This is a genomic window from Pseudomonas sp. 58(2021) (genome assembly GCF_017491585.1).
GTDB classification, from domain to species: Bacteria; Pseudomonadota; Gammaproteobacteria; order Pseudomonadales; family Pseudomonadaceae; genus Aquipseudomonas; species Aquipseudomonas fluorescens_BT.
In genome coordinates this window covers 87344-105638 of record NZ_JAFGYZ010000018.1, presented here as the reverse complement: position 1 = coordinate 105638, position 18295 = coordinate 87344, and the positions used below count along the sequence as shown (strand labels likewise).

17 protein-coding genes are annotated in these 18295 nt (G+C 57.3%); 7 read left to right on the top strand and 10 right to left on the bottom strand.

Annotated features, from left to right (window positions below):
• Positions 1–572: 572 nt before the first annotated feature.
• Positions 573–1697, bottom strand: coding sequence for a site-specific integrase (locus J5M72_RS20740; RefSeq protein ID WP_207866961.1), 1125 nt, complete (start codon positions 1695–1697; stop codon positions 573–575).
• Positions 1698–1799: 102 nt separating this feature from the next.
• On the opposite strand from J5M72_RS20740, the gene dusA reads away from it, so the two are divergent.
• Together dusA and J5M72_RS20730 are read left to right on the top strand one after the other, a co-directional pair.
• Complete coding sequence (gene dusA, locus J5M72_RS20735; RefSeq protein ID WP_207866934.1) at positions 1800–2810, top strand: tRNA dihydrouridine(20/20a) synthase DusA; 1011 nt, start codon at positions 1800–1802, stop codon at positions 2808–2810.
• Between the two features lie 75 nt (positions 2811–2885).
• Entirely contained in the window at positions 2886–3266 is a 381-nt protein-coding gene (locus J5M72_RS20730; RefSeq protein WP_243433410.1) for a DUF2388 domain-containing protein, read from the top strand.
• Here the strand turns inward: J5M72_RS20730 and J5M72_RS20725 are convergent, their stop codons facing one another.
• Positions 3267–4097 (bottom strand): undecaprenyl-diphosphate phosphatase, encoded by an 831-nt coding sequence (locus tag J5M72_RS20725; RefSeq protein WP_207866932.1) that lies wholly within the window; start codon positions 4095–4097, stop codon positions 3267–3269.
• Between the two features lie 507 nt (positions 4098–4604).
• On the opposite strand from J5M72_RS20725, the gene J5M72_RS20720 reads away from it, so the two are divergent.
• The 3 genes from J5M72_RS20720 to J5M72_RS20710 all read left to right on the top strand — a co-directional run bounded on the left by J5M72_RS20720 (position 4605) and on the right by J5M72_RS20710 (position 8057).
• Complete coding sequence (locus J5M72_RS20720; RefSeq protein WP_207866931.1) at positions 4605–5345, top strand: winged helix-turn-helix domain-containing protein; 741 nt, start codon at positions 4605–4607, stop codon at positions 5343–5345.
• A gap of 290 nt (positions 5346–5635) precedes the next feature.
• Positions 5636–6280, top strand: coding sequence for a helix-turn-helix domain-containing protein (locus J5M72_RS20715; RefSeq protein ID WP_207866930.1), 645 nt, complete (start codon positions 5636–5638; stop codon positions 6278–6280).
• A 382-nt stretch (positions 6281–6662) separates the two neighbouring features.
• Complete coding sequence (locus J5M72_RS20710) at positions 6663–8057, top strand: undecaprenyl-phosphate glucose phosphotransferase (RefSeq protein ID WP_169431182.1); 1395 nt, start codon at positions 6663–6665, stop codon at positions 8055–8057.
• 178 nt (positions 8058–8235) lie between these two features.
• Here J5M72_RS20710 and J5M72_RS20705 read toward each other — a convergent pair whose 3' ends face one another.
• From J5M72_RS20705 to galE, 6 genes are all read right to left on the bottom strand, one after another.
• Entirely contained in the window at positions 8236–10314 is a 2079-nt protein-coding gene (locus J5M72_RS20705) for a YjbH domain-containing protein (protein WP_169431183.1), read from the bottom strand.
• Positions 10311–11075, bottom strand: a complete 765-nt coding sequence (locus J5M72_RS20700) for a capsule biosynthesis GfcC family protein (RefSeq protein ID WP_207866929.1) — start codon at positions 11073–11075, stop codon at positions 10311–10313. The genes J5M72_RS20705 and J5M72_RS20700 overlap by 4 nt, the downstream gene beginning before the upstream one ends.
• Positions 11072–11737, bottom strand: a complete 666-nt coding sequence (locus J5M72_RS20695; RefSeq protein ID WP_207866928.1) for a YjbF family lipoprotein — start codon at positions 11735–11737, stop codon at positions 11072–11074. Before J5M72_RS20695 ends, J5M72_RS20700 begins: the two co-directional genes overlap by 4 nt.
• Positions 11738–11749: 12 nt before the next feature.
• Positions 11750–12811: a polysaccharide biosynthesis/export family protein gene (locus J5M72_RS20690; protein ID WP_207866927.1), complete on the bottom strand. Its 1062-nt coding sequence runs from the start codon at positions 12809–12811 to the stop codon at positions 11750–11752.
• 143 nt (positions 12812–12954) lie between these two features.
• On the bottom strand, positions 12955–13191 hold the full coding sequence (locus J5M72_RS20685) for a hypothetical protein (protein ID WP_003226528.1): 237 nt from the start codon (positions 13189–13191) through the stop codon (positions 12955–12957).
• 228 nt (positions 13192–13419) lie between these two features.
• Positions 13420–14436 (bottom strand): UDP-glucose 4-epimerase GalE, encoded by a 1017-nt coding sequence (gene galE / locus J5M72_RS20680; protein ID WP_207866926.1) that lies wholly within the window; start codon positions 14434–14436, stop codon positions 13420–13422.
• Between the two features lie 379 nt (positions 14437–14815).
• Between galE and galU the strand changes: the two genes are divergently transcribed.
• Both galU and J5M72_RS20670 read left to right on the top strand, forming a co-directional pair.
• Positions 14816–15649, top strand: a complete 834-nt coding sequence (gene galU, locus J5M72_RS20675) for a UTP--glucose-1-phosphate uridylyltransferase GalU (RefSeq protein ID WP_207866925.1) — start codon at positions 14816–14818, stop codon at positions 15647–15649.
• 31 nt (positions 15650–15680) lie between these two features.
• Positions 15681–16091, top strand: coding sequence for a mannose-1-phosphate guanylyltransferase (locus tag J5M72_RS20670; RefSeq protein WP_207866924.1), 411 nt, complete (start codon positions 15681–15683; stop codon positions 16089–16091).
• A gap of 3 nt (positions 16092–16094) precedes the next feature.
• On the opposite strand, the gene J5M72_RS20665 is transcribed toward J5M72_RS20670, so the two are convergent.
• Both J5M72_RS20665 and J5M72_RS20660 read right to left on the bottom strand, forming a co-directional pair.
• The gene (locus tag J5M72_RS20665; RefSeq protein ID WP_207866923.1) at positions 16095–17243 is read right to left on the bottom strand and encodes an SGNH/GDSL hydrolase family protein; all 1149 of its coding nucleotides are present in this window, start codon (positions 17241–17243) and stop codon (positions 16095–16097) included.
• A complete protein-coding gene (locus J5M72_RS20660) occupies positions 17243–18295 on the bottom strand; it encodes an acyltransferase (protein ID WP_207866922.1) in 1053 nt (350 codons plus the stop codon). Before J5M72_RS20660 ends, J5M72_RS20665 begins: the two co-directional genes overlap by 1 nt.

Sequence of the window (18295 nt, the reverse complement as noted above, 5' to 3'; positions counted from 1 at the left end):
AAATGTACGCCTATGGTTGCAGAGCAAGGGCTGTTGCGAAAACCTACTGGGAATCGCTCATTGGGAAAGTGAGGGCCCGTTGTAGGAGAGCCTGATTGATCCGCCATTTGAGCCTTACAATTTTTCCATGAAAGAAAATTTTTTCGTCGTTTTACACGTATGTCTATGTGTTATATGGGGCGCGACAGTTATCTCGGTGATCTATTGGTTCAGTCAGTAACACTTTGATCGAAACCAGCTAACTCCATCAGTTGAATCTTCCCAACTATAAATGACTGCTTTTGGCCGATTGCTGCCGGTGCCAAATCGCAGCTAGTGGCTGTTAGTAACTCGTCACAAAAATCCACCAAAATCCCAAAGCGGTTACCCGCCATCCGACGCCCCTATGTCTAGGGGGTGGAAAGATGTAATTCCGTTACAGACATGGTGAGTATCAGTTTGGATTTCCCACTCTGATAATCGAATGCGTCGCCTCAACATACCTCCTATCGCCACTGTTCAATAATGTCCAAGCCTGTGGTCGGCTCTTTTTCAGCATAAACATCTGAGTTCCATGTCGTGCAGTTACTGCCTCACTTCAACGTTTTGGCGCCCAACTTTATGGGGGCTTGCAGGATTCGCTCGAGCCACTCCCATGTTGCATAAACATCCCCTCGCCCACGCAAGTGGGTATAGCGGCGCATCGAGTTCCAATCTCGATGGCCCGACACGCTTGCTACACGCGGAATATCCCAATCCATTTCAAAAAGACGACTGACACCTTCGTGGCGCAGATCGTGAAAGTGCAGATCTTCAATGCCCAGGATTTTGCAGGCCCTTGTCCAGGACGTCGACACGGATTCAGCGCTGTAAGGAAAGATCTCAGGCAACACTTTAGGCATGGTCTGAAGGATCTCCCATGCTTCTGGCGGCAAATGACACCAGACGTCGTTACCGATTTTTTGCCCAGGGTTCTTCATGTCACGAACCAGAACCCGATGGCCTGCTTCATCCAAGTCATCCCACCGGATCCGGGTAATCTCTTCTTGCCTACGCGTGGAAAACAACGCGAATCCAGTCAGCTTTAGCATGTTGATAGAAGTCGGACGACGGCTTTGAATACTCCGAAAGTGCGTCAGCAGTTTGTCGAGTTCTTCCAAGGTGGGCCGGCGATCGCGCTCGCGACTTTTCATGTTGTAACCGAGCTTTTTCAACACTCGGCGGGCGTCCGCCATTGCGTGCGGATCCACCTCATACCCCCAAGCGGGCCGAGCTATCGAGAGAACCGCACCCAGGTGTGCGAGATCGTTGCCGGCGGTTTGAGGCTGAACGCCCCCGCCCTCCTTGCCCATGCGCCATAACGCGTATTCGACCAGGTGCTGGCTGCTTACATCTCTGTCGTTCAACTTCCCCAGGTAGCATTCGCTGATCGCCTTCAACGTGCCGAGCTTCGTCTTCCCGAGAGGGCGCGCCTTGGTCATCTCGGCCAAGTACCGATCGATCATTTCCTTAATCGTCGCACCCGGTCGGTTCGCCCGCTCGATCGCACCTGGTTCATCCAGTTCGGTTTCTCTTTTACGTACCCAAGCCTGTGCGGCCTGTTTTCGGGCGAAGGTCTGGCTCTCTTGGTAAACTTGCGCACCATCGCGAAACAGGCGTATCTGTGCCGTGTAACTGGTGCTGCCGTCGGTGCGTTTCCGTGCTCTGATCGTGGCCATAGTCAACTGGTACAATTTGAAAAGTGGTTGGTACATTGTACCAACCGACCTCAGAAAACGCCTATTTACCCCCTGAAACCGGCTTAGAACACGTAGAGCAAAATGGTACAGAATTCAGCTACATACCCAACAAACACAGGCTCTACGCTGTCTAGAAGGTTCTCCGTTGCGCCCATGATGGATTGGACTGACCGTCACTGCCGGTACTTCCTACGCCTGCTGTCGAAAAACGCCCTGCTCTACACCGAGATGGTCACCACCGGCGCGCTGCTCAACGGCGATCACGAACGTTTCCTCCGTCACAACGAAGCCGAGCACCCGTTGGCTCTGCAACTGGGCGGTAGTGTTCCGCTGGACCTGGCCGCGTGCGCACGCATGGCGCAGGAGCACGGTTACGACGAGGTGAATCTGAACGTTGGCTGCCCGAGTGATCGGGTGCAGAACAATATGATTGGTGCGTGCCTGATGGGGCATCCGCAGTTGGTGGCGGATTGTGTGAAAGCGATGCGTGATGCGGTGTCGATTCCGGTGACGGTGAAGCATCGGATCGGGATCAATGGGCGGGACAGCTACGAAGAGCTGTGCGATTTCGTCGGCACGGTACGGGATGCCGGGTGCACCAGTTTTACGGTGCATGCGCGGATTGCGATTCTGGAGGGGTTGTCGCCGAAGGAGAACCGTGACATTCCGCCGCTGCGTTATGACGTGGCGGCGCGGTTGAAGGCGGATTTTCCGGAGCTGGAGTTCATTCTGAACGGCGGGATCAAGACGATGGAGGCCTGCCATGAGCATTTGCAGACCTTTGACGGTGTGATGCTGGGCCGTGAGGCTTATCACAATCCGTATCTGCTGGCCGAGGTGGATCAGCAGTTGTTCGGCAGTTCGGCGCCGGTGATCACCCGGGCCGAGGCGTTGGCGCAGCTGCGACCTTATATTGCCGCGCATCTGGCGACAGGCGGGGCGATGCATCACATCACGCGCCATGTGCTGGGCCTGGGCACCGGGTTCCCGGGGGCGCGCAAGTTTCGGCAGTTGTTGTCGGTGGATATTCACAAGGCCAAGGATCCGCTGGCGTTGCTGGATCAGGCGGCGGAGTTGCTGGCGGGTCGTTGATCGATGCGTTGAGCGTGCGGGCAACGAATGAGCGTTGCCCGGTGTTTTGTTGTACTGACAGGATGTCTTTTGGTTATGCCCGCGTTCAGCCGCGTTTTATTCAAGCGTTTCACCCTCCTCGCTTTACTCTCGACTCTCTATGCCAACGCCTACGCCTCCTGCGATTTCGCGAAGGGATGCGGTGAGGGGGGAGATGGCCCCTTTCAATCGACCCAGATGTCTGGATTTCTGGTTTTCACGACGACGATGGTCACGGTCGACGGGATGTCGGACATTTCCGGACTGAAAAAACGTGTGTATTCGGTAGAGGAAATAGAAGCGGCACGTTATTTCCTCGCCAGCGACGGCATGCTGCAAGCCGCGTATTTCAGCTCGGCCTTGCAGCGTTTTCGTCAGGAATTGCCTGATACGGAGTTGAGTGACCTCGCCATCGCCGCGCTGATCAGCAGTCAGTGATCAGGCCGCCGCTTCTGTCCAGTTCACCCAGCCAAACATCCACGTCGCCAGGATCAGCAAACCAAACGCGATCCGGTACCAGGCGAACGCGGCGTAGCTGTGGTTCGCGATGAACTTGAGCAAGCCGCGTACGGCGATCATCGCGAACACGAATGCGGTGACGAAGCCCAGGGCGAAGACCGGCAGGTCGCCTGCCTGAAACAGGTCGCGGTACTTGTAGCCGGAATACACCGCCGCACCGACCATGGTCGGCATTGCCAGGAAGAACGAGAACTCCGTGGCAGCCTTGCGCGACAGACCGAACAGCAGGCCGCCGATAATGGTGGAGCCGGAGCGCGAGGTGCCGGGAATCATCGCCAGGCACTGTACGCAACCGATCTTCAGCGCGTCGGACCAGACCATGTCGTCGACATGTTCGACACTCACCACGTGTTTGCGCCGTTCGGCCCACAACATCACGATACCGCCCACCACCAGTGCGACCGCCACGGTGATCGGGTTGAACAGGTAATGATGAATGGCGTCGGCGAATAACACGCCGAGAATCACTGCCGGAAAGAATGCGATCAGCAGATTAACGGTGAATCGTTGCGCATTGCGTTGGGTCGGCAGGCCTTTGACGATCTCGAAGATCTTCGGACGGAACTCCCAGACCACGGCCAGAATGGCGCCCAGTTGAATAATAATGTTGAACGCCATGGCGCGTTCGCCACCGAAATCGAGCAAGTCGGCAACGATAATCTGGTGGCCCGTACTGGAGATGGGCAAGAACTCGGTGAGACCTTCTACCGCCCCTAAAACCAACACCTTGAACAAGGTCAGTAAATCCATTAATCCTCCGTCAGAACGCTCTTGAAGAGCGGTCGGTCAACTGCACTCAGGCATTGGGTATCTGAAATTAAACAATTGGCAGATCAACGCCCCTTGCCCGATTCGGTGACGGAGAATAGGTCTTATCAAAAGACACACTCAAGCCATGTTAATAATCGTCCGTCTGTGAACTTGTTCACTTAGTGGCAAAAATAACCTTCAGCCCTTAAAATGTGACCCACCTCACACTCCCCCTGATTCTGGCGACGAACCATACTGGCCATAGGACATAAAAATCGGTCGCCATAATTACAAAATAGTGGCACCATTGCACATCGCCACTATCTAACGACGCTCGTTTCGTTAGTTCAGCACTCCGAGAAAATCAACTAAAAGCTTGAAAAGCTTAATTATTGTTAAAAAACTCGGGAGCCACGTCTAAAAATCGCGCGAATGTTACCAATTGTCAGTCACAGATGAGAACCGGTGCTTTAACATCCCGATGTCCGCACTTTTTCGAGTCAAGGCATGATGCTTACAGGGAACTTAGCGACTAGAAGCTCGCACCAGACAAACGACGCGCCAGGTGTTCTTGCCCTGGCGCGTACCCGTGCTGTGGCCGAACACTTCAAAACGCTAATCGCCCAGCATGTGCAGTCCGGTCTGGCACTGGAAGCCGACTCTTTCACTAGTTCATATCAGCCAAACGAATATCACGGCGCCTATCGCGCCATTTTCATCGTCATCGATACTCCGCAAGCACTGGAAGACAATCTGGCGCTGGTGGAGAACCTGCGCACCGAGAACTTGAAGCCAATCATTTGTGCGGTGATTACCGGTCGCGGCGCCCATAACAAGATCAAATACCATCTTGCCGGCGCAGACTTCTGTATCAAGCTCAATACCCTTTCCGAAGAAGGTGGCGAGTTGCTGGGGGATTTCTTCAGCAGTGAAGAATGGCTGCGTGACATTGATCTGATACTGGACCCGACCCGTATCTGCCTCTCCGACACCAGCAAGAAACTGGACATTTCCTTTGCCGAGATGAAGATCCTGGAAGCGTTCTCGCAAACCAGCAATCACATTCTCAGCCATGACGAAATTGCCGGCATCATGGGGCTCAACACGCATTTCTACGACCCTCGCGCGCTGGAAAAATCCATCAGCCGCTTGCGTGGGAAAATCAAGGACGTGTACGGTACGAACGCCATACAGAGCATTCGCGGGTATGGCTACCGTCTGATGAGGGGGTTGATCTCAACCGCCTGAATCAGGGAAATCACCATTGCAGCATACGAGGGAACGTCTGATGCAACGCTTCAACAATCCACGGTCTCACCGCTTTATTTGCAATATCCATCCAATAAAAAGCTGTCAATTGAATGAGCGCTGCAACACTTAAACATAACAATAAATCATTACTCTAAAAGCAGACCCAGTGGAACTTGTCGCGGGCCATAATTGGGCCCAGACCCTGCCTGTCGATTATTCCGAGCGCGTTATAACTCGTCTGCCGATTACCTTTTAGCCAAATTTGGTGCGTTATTCAGGAGAGAGACATGGAAACCAGTACAACCCTCCCAAGAAAATATTTTGTTGTCGTGACCAATAACTCAGCGTCGCAACGTGAACTCGAGAGCATCCTCTCCAGTGAACGTTTCAATTCGTTCGGTACGTCCCGGGCACAAATGTTTGTTGAAGGTGTTGCTTCGCCCTCTTCCACTCCCACGCTCATGGAGTTCACTTACCCACGCGGCACAAGGAAAAGCGTCGCTCGCAGTATTGAACATGATACACAGCGCATATTGGCCACACTCGAATCCGAGTGGCTGGCAGCACAATCGGTGAACTCATTCCAGAACTCGCCGGTAATAGAAGATACCGGTTCCATTGAAGGCAATGTTCCCTGCACAGAAGCCTGGCATCTGGACAATGATCAGGGCGCACTCGTCAAGGAAGGTGTCGAGATCAGCCTTACCGGCCTTGAAACCGCACTGGTCAGAAAGATGCTGCACCATGAAGAACGCGTCGTCAGTCGTGACGAACTGATCCTCAGCATCGGCCGGGAACCGGAACAATATCGCGGGCTGGAAATGTGCCTGAGCCGTCTTCAAGACAAGTTCAAAAGTGCCAGCAATGGTGAACGACTGTTTCGTGCCGTGCGCAATCGTGGTTATTGCCTGATCCAGGAAGTGGTTGCCTAAGCACAGCCTGCACATTCAGTAATCGAAGCAAGTGCAATAACAAAAATAAAAAAGCACTTTGCTTGTTTGAACCTCCTTTTCGCTAATGCCTCCCTCCTCACCCTTCCTACGATAGCAAACACATTATTGTTTGTTCACCCTTTGCCCTTTGACCTTTTCTAACGTTCGATTATTTCCCAATACAATTGATTGGCACTTTGCCATCTTGTTAGAACTCGTCAGACAGCATCTTTCCCAATAACTTAGTCTATTCACTGACGACAGTTCGGCATACCGATGTTGTTCCCTCAAGACACCGGCACCTACAACAAAAACAAGTCTGTTTGACAACTCGGATTTCAACTGTCGAAACCTGAATGGAAGTCTTTTGGGGATATCGCATATGGATCTCACTCTACGTATCAACCGAAACACCGGCCTCAAGGGACTTACCTTCTGGGGCCAATGGGCACTGGCACAGTGCTTTATTGTTTCACTGTTGTTTATATTGGCTGAGCAGCACACGGGGACGGTCGAGTTCTATTACCGGATGTGCACCATGCTGGCCGTGTTGGCTTCGGTTCCGGCCTACACCTTCAGCGGCGCCTACCGAAAACGCGACAACTACCTGACCGGACTGGGACGGCTGCTGATGGGCTGGTCGATGACCATGGCCGGACTGACGTTCATCGCGTTTATCTGCAAGGCCGACGAGCTGTTTTCCCGTCAGGTGATCCTTGACTGGGCGGTGTACGGTTTCCTCGGTCAGGCGCTGCTGTATGCTCCGCTGCACGCGTTTTCGAAGTACTACCAGCGCTCACGCAAAAGCGAGCACAAGACCCTGATCGTCGGCACCGGCGAACTGGCCCTGGGCCTGGCGAAGAAGCTCAGCGAACACGAAAACCTGCCGTTGGTAGGTCTGGTCAGCAACGGCACCCTGCCCGCTCTGGACGCAGACGCTCCACGCGTGGTCGGCGATCAGGAAAACCTTCTGGAGCTGATCAAACGCCACGACATCCGTCGTCTCTACATCACGCTGTCGCTGTCCGAAGCGGCGAAGATCGAGGCGATGTATGTCGATCTGCTGGATGCCAACGTCGACGTGGTCTGGGTGCCGGACCTGAACAGCCTGACGCTGCTCAATCACTCGGTAAAAGTCGTGGACGGCCTGCCGGCGATCTACCTCAATGAAAGTCCGCTGACCAGCCGCCCGACCGCCGCCCTGAGCAAGAGCCTGATGGAGAAAAGTGTCGCGCTGCTGGCCATCATCCTGTTGAGCCCGGTGCTGCTGCTGATCTCTTTGGCGGTGAAGCTCAGCTCGCCAGGCCCGGTGTTCTTCAAGCAGGATCGCCATGGCTGGAACGGCAAGGTGATTCAGGTCTGGAAGTTCCGCTCGATGCGCGTCCACGATGATCGCGACGTCAAGCAGGCCAGCCGTAACGACTCGCGCATCACCGCCGTCGGGCGCTTTATCCGCCGCACGTCGCTGGATGAACTGCCGCAACTGTTCAACGTGTTGCAAGGTCACATGGCGCTCGTCGGCCCGCGCCCGCATGCCGTGGCGCACAACAACTACTACTCGGGGAAAATCCTCGCCTACATGGCCCGCCACCGAATCAAACCGGGCATTACTGGCCTGGCACAGATCAGCGGTTGCCGTGGCGAGACCGACACCCTCGACAAGATGGAAAAGCGTGTCGAGATCGACCTCAAGTACATCAACAACTGGTCGCTGTGGCTGGATGTGAAGATTCTGGTGAAGACGCCGTTTACCCTGCTGTCGAAGGATATTTACTGAGACGCAGAGCTTCACAAGGCAAGACCGCAAGGGGACGAAAGTCCCCTTTTTTGTGGGCCGGATTTGGGGGTTGGACTGGCTGTGGATTTCGGTGAATCGGTCAATATGGATGTCGACAGGGCCGACGCCTTCGCCTGATCACCGCCCGGAACCTGCTTGTTGCCGCAGGCTCGCGGACTTACTCGGTAATCTTCCCGAAGTTGCGATAGAACATGTCGTCTTCACGGCTATCGGTCATGGAGTGCAGCTGGAAGCTGCGGCTGAGCCGCGCACCACCGTCACGGGTCAGCGGCGCCCAGACCAGGTTGGCCCGGCGCATGGTCGACATGCTCATCATTTCGTCGAACGGAATCGACAGATAGATGCCCTTGTCGAAGCTACCCTCGCCGTATTCGGTACTGCCCGCCGTGGTGATGGTCGCCCAGGCACCGAAACGCACGCCGTTGGAAAACTCCCGGGAGATATCCAGCGTGCCACCGAAGTCGCCCGCCAGATAGCGCCCGACGCTGACCGCCGCCAGCGTTTCATAAGGCAGGTCGGTGTAACCGGTGATGTGGCCGGTCAGCACCGAGTAGTCCCGCAGACCGAAACCCTGGTCGAATTCGCGCTGACGCACGTAGTTCAGGTCCGCGCCGATCGCCCAGCGCTCGCCGGTCGGACGGAACAGCACCTCGCCGCCGACACCGGCGAACATCGACTCCAGATAACCGCCGTAGACCATGCCATACAGATCCTTGTCCAGTTGCTCGGCGTGGCTGACCTGAAACAACGGCATGGTGGTGTCGGACGTGGTCAGGTACTGACGCAGGTCCGTACGCACACGCGGCAAGCCGCTGGGGGCGTCGTATTTAAACTTGTCGAAGTTGTTCGTCAGGTTCTGGCTGAGCATGCCGCTCCACCAGGTGTTGCGGTTGAAGCGGAACTCGGCGTCCAGGTCTGCACTGAACTGATAGAGCAAACCATCCGGACCGCCGACGTTCTGCTTGAAGCCCAGACCGGCGCCATAACTGAAGTGCTGCAGCGGCTGGGTGTAGAGCGTCTTCTCATTGTGCGGCATCGCCGGGTTGACCTCGGTGGTGCGGTGCAACGCTTGCAGCGGTTCCTCATTGTTGATCACTTCGCGGAAGGTCTGGCGCGGCACGCTGGTTTCTTCCAGCGGCAGGTCGTAGCGCTTGTTCACCAGGGTGAACCAGTCGATGTCGGCGTTGACGCTGTTGTCCAGCACCCGGCTCGCACGGCCCACCGCTTTGGCCGAATGAAAGTAGCGCTGCTGCTCGCCGTACACGATCAGCTCGGAATCACGCTGGGCGATGCGCTCGACCCGGTAGCCCGCATTCTGTTGCAGGCGCTGCGACACGTTGGCCCAATCGACCTGATCCATCGAGGTGGTCGGCGCCTTCGCCGGCAGCGGCTCCGGAAGCGGATCGAAATTCTTGGCCGGCGCCTTGCGGCTGACAAAGTTGGTGTGGAAGGTAACGCCGAACATCGCCGTGTTGCCCCGCTCCCACGCGGCGCTCACGTCGAGGGAGTCCGTCACCTTGAACACCGCGCCAAGGTTGATCGGCGAGTCCTGCTTGATCACGTTGTCCTTGGGTTCGTGCTTGTAATCGTTGCCTTCGTATTCGAGTTTCAGGCTCAGCCGGTCCCAGGGCGTCTGGTAACTCACGCCGCCGAAGAACGAGGGCTGGCCGCGAAAGTACGAACCGGCATTGACGTCACCGGTGCCTTCCATCGCCGGTCGGGTCTTGAAGCGATCATCGAGATAGCCAAGCGGGTTGTCGATATCGCCGCGATTGCCGATGTAGCCCCAGGCAATGCCGGCACTGAAATCCAGGTTGTCGAAGCGCTTGTTGGCCACCAGGAATTCACTGGCGAACAAACCCGTACCGCCGACGTCTCGGAAGCCCAGAGCGATGTCGGGCGCCCAGTGTGATTCCTCCCAGAGCCGGACTTTGACGTCGACCGCCTTGTCCTTGTAGCTCTGGTTGCCGCTCATCGACTCCGGGCCGTACGGGCGGTTGGTGATGGCGGTGTAGCGAAACGAACCTTCGAGCCAGTCCAGCGGTTGCAACGAAACGCTGTAGCGGCTGTAAGGCTCGGTGCGGTTGGCGTTGACGCTCAACTCACCGGCCGGAGACATGCGTGCGGTGGGCGTCTGCAACAGACCGGTGCCACCGAAATCACCCTGGGTAATACGCGGCTCGGCATGGACCAGGCCGCACGGCAATAACAACACAGCTGCAAAACGCAAATTCAACGAACCACCTCAGCCAACTGCGTGGCAATAAATTCGGCCAACTGCTGATTCAGTTCAGGGACAGGCGGATCCAGATCATCGTTTTTCAACGGCACCAGAATCTTGCTGCCGGCGACGGGGAACTGCCCGCTCTCACGATTCCAGTGAGCAATGCCGACGCGCCGCGTAACACCGTTGGGCTGGATCAGCCACAGGTAATCGGCGTCGGCATCGTCCTCCAGCAGCACGCAGCGGCTGAGGTATTCACGGGCCTCGAGCAACGGCTGATAAGGCAGTCGGCAGGTTCCGGCGACCGCGCCGAGCACTTCGACTTCATCGACCCGTCGCGGGTAGATCAGGCGATCGCCGTCATCCAGGCGAATGTTGCGGGCGAAACCGACTTCCAGCGCCACCGGGTCCAGATCCGCGATCTGGCGCCCGGTGACCGGCATCTGCCGCACGTCCTCGGCCATGCGCACCGCCAACGCTTTTCGACTCGGTCGATCGAACAGATCGGCCATGCGCTGCAACACGTCCAGGTCGAACAGCACGCCGACCTTGAGCCGGGTCTGCTCTTCCAGCAACGACTGTCGAAGCAGCGCACCCGCCAGCCAGTAACCCTCGGCGTTGGGCACAGCCTCGCTGATGACATCGGTCAATCGGCCACCGGGCGGCAACTCCACCGGCCCGGGGTTGGCGACATCGCCGCTGACGGTGACCGCCGCCTGACTTGCGCCGGCGAACAACATCAAACACGCCGACAGAACCCTCAAGCGCTTCATGGCAGATGCCTGCGATCAGGGGTCAGCTGCACGATCTTCACCCGCAGTTGCGAGGTCAGTTGCTGCTCGCTCTGCACAATGAAACCGTCCACCGGATCGACCCAATAACGATTGGTCGCCCGCAGGCCAATGGCCGGGACGTCGATACGCTCATCGACACGCAGCACGGCGTAGTCCTTGTTCAGGATATTCAGGGTTTCCATGGATTTTCGGGTGAAGCGGCTGTTGACGATCAAGCCGACTTCCTGGCCCTTGTAGAGATCGATCCAGCGCTGGCTGGTCTGGCCATCGGTAACGTTTTGCAGGCCGCGCTTGAACGGCGACGCATCGGACAACCGCGTGCCGTCCAGATCGCCCTCCACGCCCAGGCCGATGCTGCGCACCGCAAGACCGTCGCGCAGCAGCAGGACCTGCTTGCCGGACGCCACCCAGAACTGCAGGTCATCGCGCTTGCGCACCAGCGCCAGCACACCGGAACCGGACGGCGTGGTGAGTTTGAGTTGCGGATAATTGACTTCGGCCACCTGGGCCGGCGTTACGTCGATGTCATCCGGACCGACCATCGCCGACTTGAGGTTGGTCACCGAGGCAACCATCAGCGGATTACAGCCACACAGCAACAAGGCCGCCATCAGGCAGACGCCAACATTCAGGATTTTCAAAGTCGGCGGGCCTTATTTGCTGTTGTTGGTGAATTCGCTCCAGTTCTTCGCAGCGGAAGCACCGGTACCGACAATCGATGCCGACGGCACCAACTGGCTGATCAGACGGTTCCAGCGAGTCACGTTGGCAGGCCCTACATAAACGACGTCCTGGGGGCGCACTTCGAAGTGCGTGGCAAGGACCATGGCGGTGGGCGATTCAGCTTCCAGTTGATAGATTTTGGCCGGCTCCACATCGAGGTTTTCCACCCCGCGAATGACGTACACGGCGTTGCCGTTGGCGGTGGTCTGGCTCAAGCCGCCGACCGATCCAAGCACGTCGGAGAGATTCATCGTCGCCGTCTTGAAGCTCAGCGCGCGCGGCTGGTTGACCTCGCCCATCACGTAGATGCGCTTGTTGTCGTTGTACGGCAGATACAGCTTGTCGCCACCCTGGAGGTAGACGTTCTGCAACTCGGAATCCTGTTGATTGAGGGTATCCAGATTCAGCGGATAGACCCGCCCGTTGCGCGTCAGCAACAACCCGGACAGGTCGGCATTGTTGGTGTCGATGCCCGCCGAACCGAGGGCTTCGACCACGCTCAGCGGGTTGGTGGAAATCGCCTGCGGGCCAGCCTTGGCGACCGCACCGGTGACCACGACTTTCTGGCTGGCGAAACGCAGCACGGCGACATCCACTTGCGGCTCGGCGATGAACGCCGACAGCCGTTGTTCGATGTCGTCGCGCAGTTGCTGGATGGTCCGGCCGGCGGCCTGGACTTCCTTGATGTACGGGTAATACAGCGTGCCGTCGGAGCGCACCAGACGGCCGTTGGCGTCGATCTGCTGCTGCGCGCCCGACGGCGCGGTCAGCTCGGGGTGATCCCACACGGTGATGTACAGCACGTCGTTGTTGCCGATGCGGTACTCGGCCGGCGTCGCCAGCAGTTCCGTTGGAACCGACTCGCGCTTCTGCGTGGCCCGGTTCATGGAAATCAGCTTGGGCGTGATCGGAATCAACTCGACCCGGCTGCTTTCACTGGCGCCCTGGCGGGTGATGCCAAAGGTGTTCAGGTGTTGACCGGGGGAAAACATGCAACCTTGCAGAGCGAGACTTGCCAGCATTAAAAGAGAAAAACTACGAGTCATAATGGCACTACGCTATTCAAGGGCGAATCCAAAACAAAGTCACCCGACTTTCGTCGGGCGACCCTGTACTGCACCAACAGTTACTTCAGTTAGTTGTGCGTGCCGGTTGTACCCGTGGTACCGGTGGTACCCGTTGTACCGCCGTTGGCACTTCCACCACTGTTGGACGCCGCTACGGCACTGGCAACCATTGCAGTACTGGCAGCAGGCGCTGTAGAAGCCGCGACACTGCCAGATACATTGGTCACCGCAGTAAGCGGTGCTTCAGCTGCGGATGCCCAGTTGCTCAACATCGTCAACAAGGCAATCGCCATCACTTTTTTCATATCAACTCCTTTCTAACATTGCACCGGTACATCGGGTGTTCCGTTAGAGGTGGTAGAGTTCAAGTCGCAAAAAGCGCGAACAAGATCCGTCGTTCTTTCACAGTCATACGCAACTGATAAAAGTCGAACGGCAGGTTTATATCTACGGACTTGCAAAAGGCATTGCCAGTGTAATTTCCCGACGATATCTAACAACCTGACCGAAAATAACATCGGACTAAAAGGCCATCATTCCAGATAGCCTCTGGGGTGATTCGATTGCCATCGCCAGCTATCGGCGACCATGTCCTGCAAGTTGCGGGTGGCTTTCCAGCCCAGTTCTTTTTCCGCTTTGGAAGCGTCGGCCCAACTCTCGGCAATATCCCCCGAACGCCGTGGCATCACCCGAAAAGGCACGGGTTTTCCACATGCCTGCTCGAAGGCCCGCAGCACTTGCATCACGCTGTAACCGGCGCCGGTGCCGAGGTTCCAGGTGTGAATGCCGGTACGCCCGTCGATGGCCTGCAACGCTTTCAGGTGCCCGTCTGCCAGATCCACGACATGGATGTAATCACGCACGCCGGTGCCGTCGACCGTGGGGTAGTCGTTGCCGAAGATCGATAACTCTTGCAGGCTGCCGACCGCTACGCGACTGATGTAAGGCACCAGGTTATTGGGGATGCCACTCGGATCTTCGCCCATGTGGCCGCTGTCGTGGGCGCCGATCGGGTTGAAGTAGCGCAGCAGCGCGATGCTCCAGCGCGGCTCGGCCAGGGCCAGGTCGCGCAGCACGTTTTCGACGATCAGCTTGGACTGGCCATAGGGGTTGGTGGGGATGCCGGTGGGGAAATCCTCGCGGATCGGCATCTGCTCAGGCTCGCCATAGACCGTGGCCGAAGAGCTGAACACCAGACGGAAAACCCCCGCCGCCGCCATCGCCTGACACAGCGTGATGCTGCCACTGACGTTGGTTTCGTAATACTCGAGCGGCTTGCGTACGCTTTCGCCCACGGCCTTGAGCCCGGCAAAGTGCAGCACGGCGTCGATCGAGTGCTGCTGGAATATCCGGTCCAGCAACGCCCGGTCACACACATCGCCGCGAATCATCAGCGCACTTTTACCGCAAATGGCTTCTATCGCATGCAATGCCGCATCGCTGCTGTTGCAAAGATTATCCAGAACGACAACTTCATGACCTGCTTCAAGCAATGCGAGTGTGGTGTGCGAGCCAATATATCCGGCGCCACCGGTTACCAGAATCTTCATAGCGCGGTCCGTAGTGGGAGAATGCCTGCCAACGTGTCAAGCCTCATTTGTTTAATGTGTGTCTTGCTTCACACAAACAAGGCGACAACAATCCAGGACAAAAACAGTTCCATCGCTGGCCAACAATATTTTTAAAGGCCAAACTGTATTGCCCGGTACTTATTAGCACTCCCGCACTTTCACCACTATCGACAGATACCGACTAAAAATAACTGTTATTTATCAAGTCGACATCTAATAACATTATCCTCTTTTACACTAAGCTAACATTGTCACTGACAACCTGACTCAGGTATTAAAGTACAGCTTCATCAACTTGCAACTTTCTTTATTGCAATGTAACCGATGGCTGTATGCCATGAATGTCCAGGAAACTTCTATGATTCGTAAATGTTTGTTCCCCGCGGCCGGCTACGGCACGCGTTTCTTGCCGGCCACCAAAGCCATGCCAAAAGAGATGCTGCCGATCGTCAACAAGCCGTTGATCGAATACGCCGTTGAAGAAGCACGGGACGCCGGCCTGCAGCACATGGCAATCGTCACTGGCCGGGGCAAGCGTGCACTGGAAGACCATTTCGACATCAGCTACGAACTCGAACACCAGATTCGCGGCACCGAAAAAGAGAAGTTCCTGGCCGGCACTCGCGAGCTTATCGACACCTGCACCTTCTCCTACACCCGTCAGGTGGAAATGAAAGGTCTGGGCCACGCGATTCTCAGCGGCCGCCCGTTGATCGGCGACGAGCCCTTCGCCGTGGTCCTGGCCGACGACCTGTGCCTGAACCTGGAAGGTGACGGCGTACTCACGCAGATGATCCAGCTCTACAAGAAATTCCGCTGCTCGATCGTGGCCATCCAGGAAGTCCCGCGGGACCAGACCCACAAGTACGGTGTGATTGCCGGCGAGGCGATTTCCGAGGGCATCTACCGGGTCAACCACATGGTGGAAAAACCCGCGCCGCAGGACGCTCCGTCCAACCTGGCGATCATTGGCCGCTACATCCTGACGCCCGACATCTTCGACCTGATCGCCGACACCGAGCCCGGCAAGGGCGGGGAAATCCAGATCACCGACGCCCTGATGAAACAGGCGCAGAACGGTTGCGTGCTGGCCTACAGATTCAAGGGCCTGCGCTTTGACTGCGGTGACGCCGAGGGTTACCTGCAGGCGACCAACTTCTGCTACGAAAACGTCTACCTCAAAGGCCGCTGACAGGCGCCCGCGCATCTCCGACGAGGCAACCATGAACATTGCACAACATTCGACAGACATTGAACGGGAGGTGGACAGCCTCGGGGTGATGAGCTGGCTGTCTCGTCACCAGCCGTTGCCCAGCGCCAATGAATCCTGGCTCGGGACCATCCTGCTGGTGGAGCGGATCGGCATGTTTCCATCGTCCGGGGACATTCGCCGACCGCTGCGCGATCCCTATCCCCTGCTCGCCCATCTGAAACGGATTTACAGCGAACAGGCGCTGGAGGTCGATGACCGCGACGGCCTGAAAGTGATTTTCAGCGACTGGCGATTCCGCGTGCGCCTCTGCTGCAACGAACCGGCGATCATCATCAATGTGGAAACCCGTTGCCTGACGCAATTGATGCCGCAAAAGACAGCGGAGCTTTTGGGTCAGCTCGAAGGTTTCGACAAGGACTGAGACCTACCGTGAGGCGGCGCCGCAAGCCTCCTGCGGCGTTGCCCCGTGGTTGCCGCCGACGATCATCCGATAGAAGTAATCGGCAATCACCTTCCCGCCCGTGGCCGGCACCGGATGAATTCTGTCCGGGCCGATCATCGCCGCCGCATAACGTTTGACGTCCGTACCGAACGCGCATTGCAGGTTGGCGTAACCCAGATGCTGCTCGCGGGCCCAGGGCTCCAGCACTTGCGCATACGCCGACATCGGATAAGCACTGGAACGCGTGGTGTCCTGGCGCATGATCAGGTTGACGCTCGCTGCCGGCTGAATCTCGCGGATCATTGCGACCAGCCCCTGGACATTCTTCAGGTACTGCTCGGGCTTCACACCAAAACCCTGGTCGTTGCCACCGAGCATGATCAGGTAGATATCCGCCGGAATCTTCGACACCACCGCTTTCCACTGCGCCTGCCACTGACCATCGGCATGATAGAAATCACCGGACGCTGCCCCCGACGCGGCCAGTTTCGACACCCGCAAACCGGCCTGGTCGTTGCTCATCCACAGGCCGAACAGGGTGGGCGCACCTTTCACCACTTCCAGCCTGAACGACCAGTCCGTGGCAGCGGACGTGCCCGGTAACGGGACTTCCTGAACGCCCGCGCCGGTGAGATTCAGCGGCTGCCAGTTCGCCGAGGGCGACCAGCGATAGCGAAGTTCACTGGATTCGCCATCCCCCAGATAAAGTAACTTTGCCTGGGTGACGGCAGTGTTTATCGCTTCGCTCGGATGCGCATCGACCTGCAGCCATGCACCGGGCCGTCCCGTCTCCGTGCGGCTGTCGGGACTGGGCTGTCCGAGGCCGGACACCCGCCAGTCGCCGCCGAAGTATTTTTCGCTGCTGCGGGTGTATTTGAAATGGCTGCCGCCCAACGCCGCGCCGTGGTTGAAACCGACGTAACCGGGACCGGCAAAACCGACCTCCCCGACCAGCCGCTGCACCAGTTTGTTCAGATAGAAATCCTGCCCGGCGCTGTAGCTGTCGCCGATCACCGAGACCGACAACACCTTCCCGGCCTTGCCTTCGCGCCACTGGGCAAACCGCTGGCGGGCGTCACCGACTTCGACCACCGACACCGCGACCGGCGCTGCGTCATCTACTGCAACCATCAAGCGCTTCCTTTAGCCGAGACCTGCACCGGGGAGACATCCGCCAGCGGTTTTTTCGCCGCTGCGCGCTCGCCCAAAAACAGCACCGAAGTGAAGTTGAACCGACTGAAGATCGTCGACAGCAGCACCGGCCCGAGCAAGCCGCACGCCACGCCACAGAACACCAGCACGCTTTCGTCCTTGATGCCCAGACGTCCGAGCACCGAGCGCGATGTCGCGGCGAACAACACATGAAACAGGAAAATCGCGTAAGAGTAACCACCGAGCCAGGTCAGCGCCTTCGAACGCATGTCGCTCGACAGCAGCGCAAAGCAGGACACACAACCCACCGTCAGGCCGATCAGGCTGCGACGATCGATGATCAGCTCGCGATCCAGCGCCGCGATGTACAACAGCGTCACGGAAATCAGCATGAACACCAACGGGCCGAGCACTTTGAATCGCTGCTTCAGCGTGCTGACATTTTCCTGGCCGATCATCCCGGCCACAAAGAACGGCAACAGATAAGTCGCACCGTTGATGCCGAACGCATCGAACTTGAACGGCGGCAGCAGAAACACCGCGGCGGAGAACGCGAACAGCAGGTACAGACGCGTCGCCGAACGCAGCCAACCACGCCATTCCAGCAGGCCCACAAACATGAAGATGATGAACACCGCCTGCAGGAACCAGAAGTGGTTCACCGGTACATAAAACGCCAGCAAGGCATCGATCACGCTGACGTCCTTGTTCACACCGGGGCCTACCGCCTGCAACACCGAGAACGGCACACCCACGCAAAACAGCGGCGCGATCAAGCGCCGCACCTTGCCGGTGAAGAACGCCGAAAAGTCATTGCCGCGAATCTTGTAGATGGAATAGATGTAGCCCGAGATGAAGGTGAACAGCGGCATGCGCACGTACACCATCGAATCGGCGATCACCCGGAACGGTGAGCCGATATCGATCTTCAAACCGCCGCCCAGCGGACCGATCACGTGATAGAGCACCAGCAGCAGGCACGCCAGGCCGCGCAGGGTTTCGATCTCCAGGGACTTTTTCTTGCTCGACAT

Excerpts from the sequence above, each read along its gene's own strand:
- J5M72_RS20740 (WP_207866961.1), bottom strand. The coding sequence starts at position 1,697 with ATGGCCACGATCAGAGCACGGAAACGCACCGACGGCAGCACCAGTTAC.
- dusA (WP_207866934.1), top strand. The coding sequence starts at position 1,800 with ATGGTACAGAATTCAGCTACATACCCAACAAACACAGGCTCTACGCTG.
- J5M72_RS20730 (WP_243433410.1), top strand. The coding sequence starts at position 2,886 with ATGCCCGCGTTCAGCCGCGTTTTATTCAAGCGTTTCACCCTCCTCGCT.
- J5M72_RS20725 (WP_207866932.1), bottom strand. The coding sequence starts at position 4,097 with ATGGATTTACTGACCTTGTTCAAGGTGTTGGTTTTAGGGGCGGTAGAA.
- J5M72_RS20720 (WP_207866931.1), top strand. The coding sequence starts at position 4,605 with ATGATGCTTACAGGGAACTTAGCGACTAGAAGCTCGCACCAGACAAAC.
- J5M72_RS20715 (WP_207866930.1), top strand. The coding sequence starts at position 5,636 with ATGGAAACCAGTACAACCCTCCCAAGAAAATATTTTGTTGTCGTGACC.
- J5M72_RS20710 (WP_169431182.1), top strand. The coding sequence starts at position 6,663 with ATGGATCTCACTCTACGTATCAACCGAAACACCGGCCTCAAGGGACTT.
- J5M72_RS20700 (WP_207866929.1), bottom strand. The coding sequence starts at position 11,075 with ATGAAGCGCTTGAGGGTTCTGTCGGCGTGTTTGATGTTGTTCGCCGGC.
- J5M72_RS20690 (WP_207866927.1), bottom strand. The coding sequence starts at position 12,811 with ATGTTTTCCCCCGGTCAACACCTGAACACCTTTGGCATCACCCGCCAG.
- J5M72_RS20685 (WP_003226528.1), bottom strand. The coding sequence starts at position 13,191 with ATGAAAAAAGTGATGGCGATTGCCTTGTTGACGATGTTGAGCAACTGG.
- galE (WP_207866926.1), bottom strand. The coding sequence starts at position 14,436 with ATGAAGATTCTGGTAACCGGTGGCGCCGGATATATTGGCTCGCACACC.
- galU (WP_207866925.1), top strand. The coding sequence starts at position 14,816 with ATGATTCGTAAATGTTTGTTCCCCGCGGCCGGCTACGGCACGCGTTTC.
- J5M72_RS20670 (WP_207866924.1), top strand. The coding sequence starts at position 15,681 with ATGAACATTGCACAACATTCGACAGACATTGAACGGGAGGTGGACAGC.
- J5M72_RS20665 (WP_207866923.1), bottom strand. The coding sequence starts at position 17,243 with ATGGTTGCAGTAGATGACGCAGCGCCGGTCGCGGTGTCGGTGGTCGAA.
- J5M72_RS20660 (WP_207866922.1), bottom strand. The coding sequence starts at position 18,295 with ATGTCGAGCAAGAAAAAGTCCCTGGAGATCGAAACCCTGCGCGGCCTG.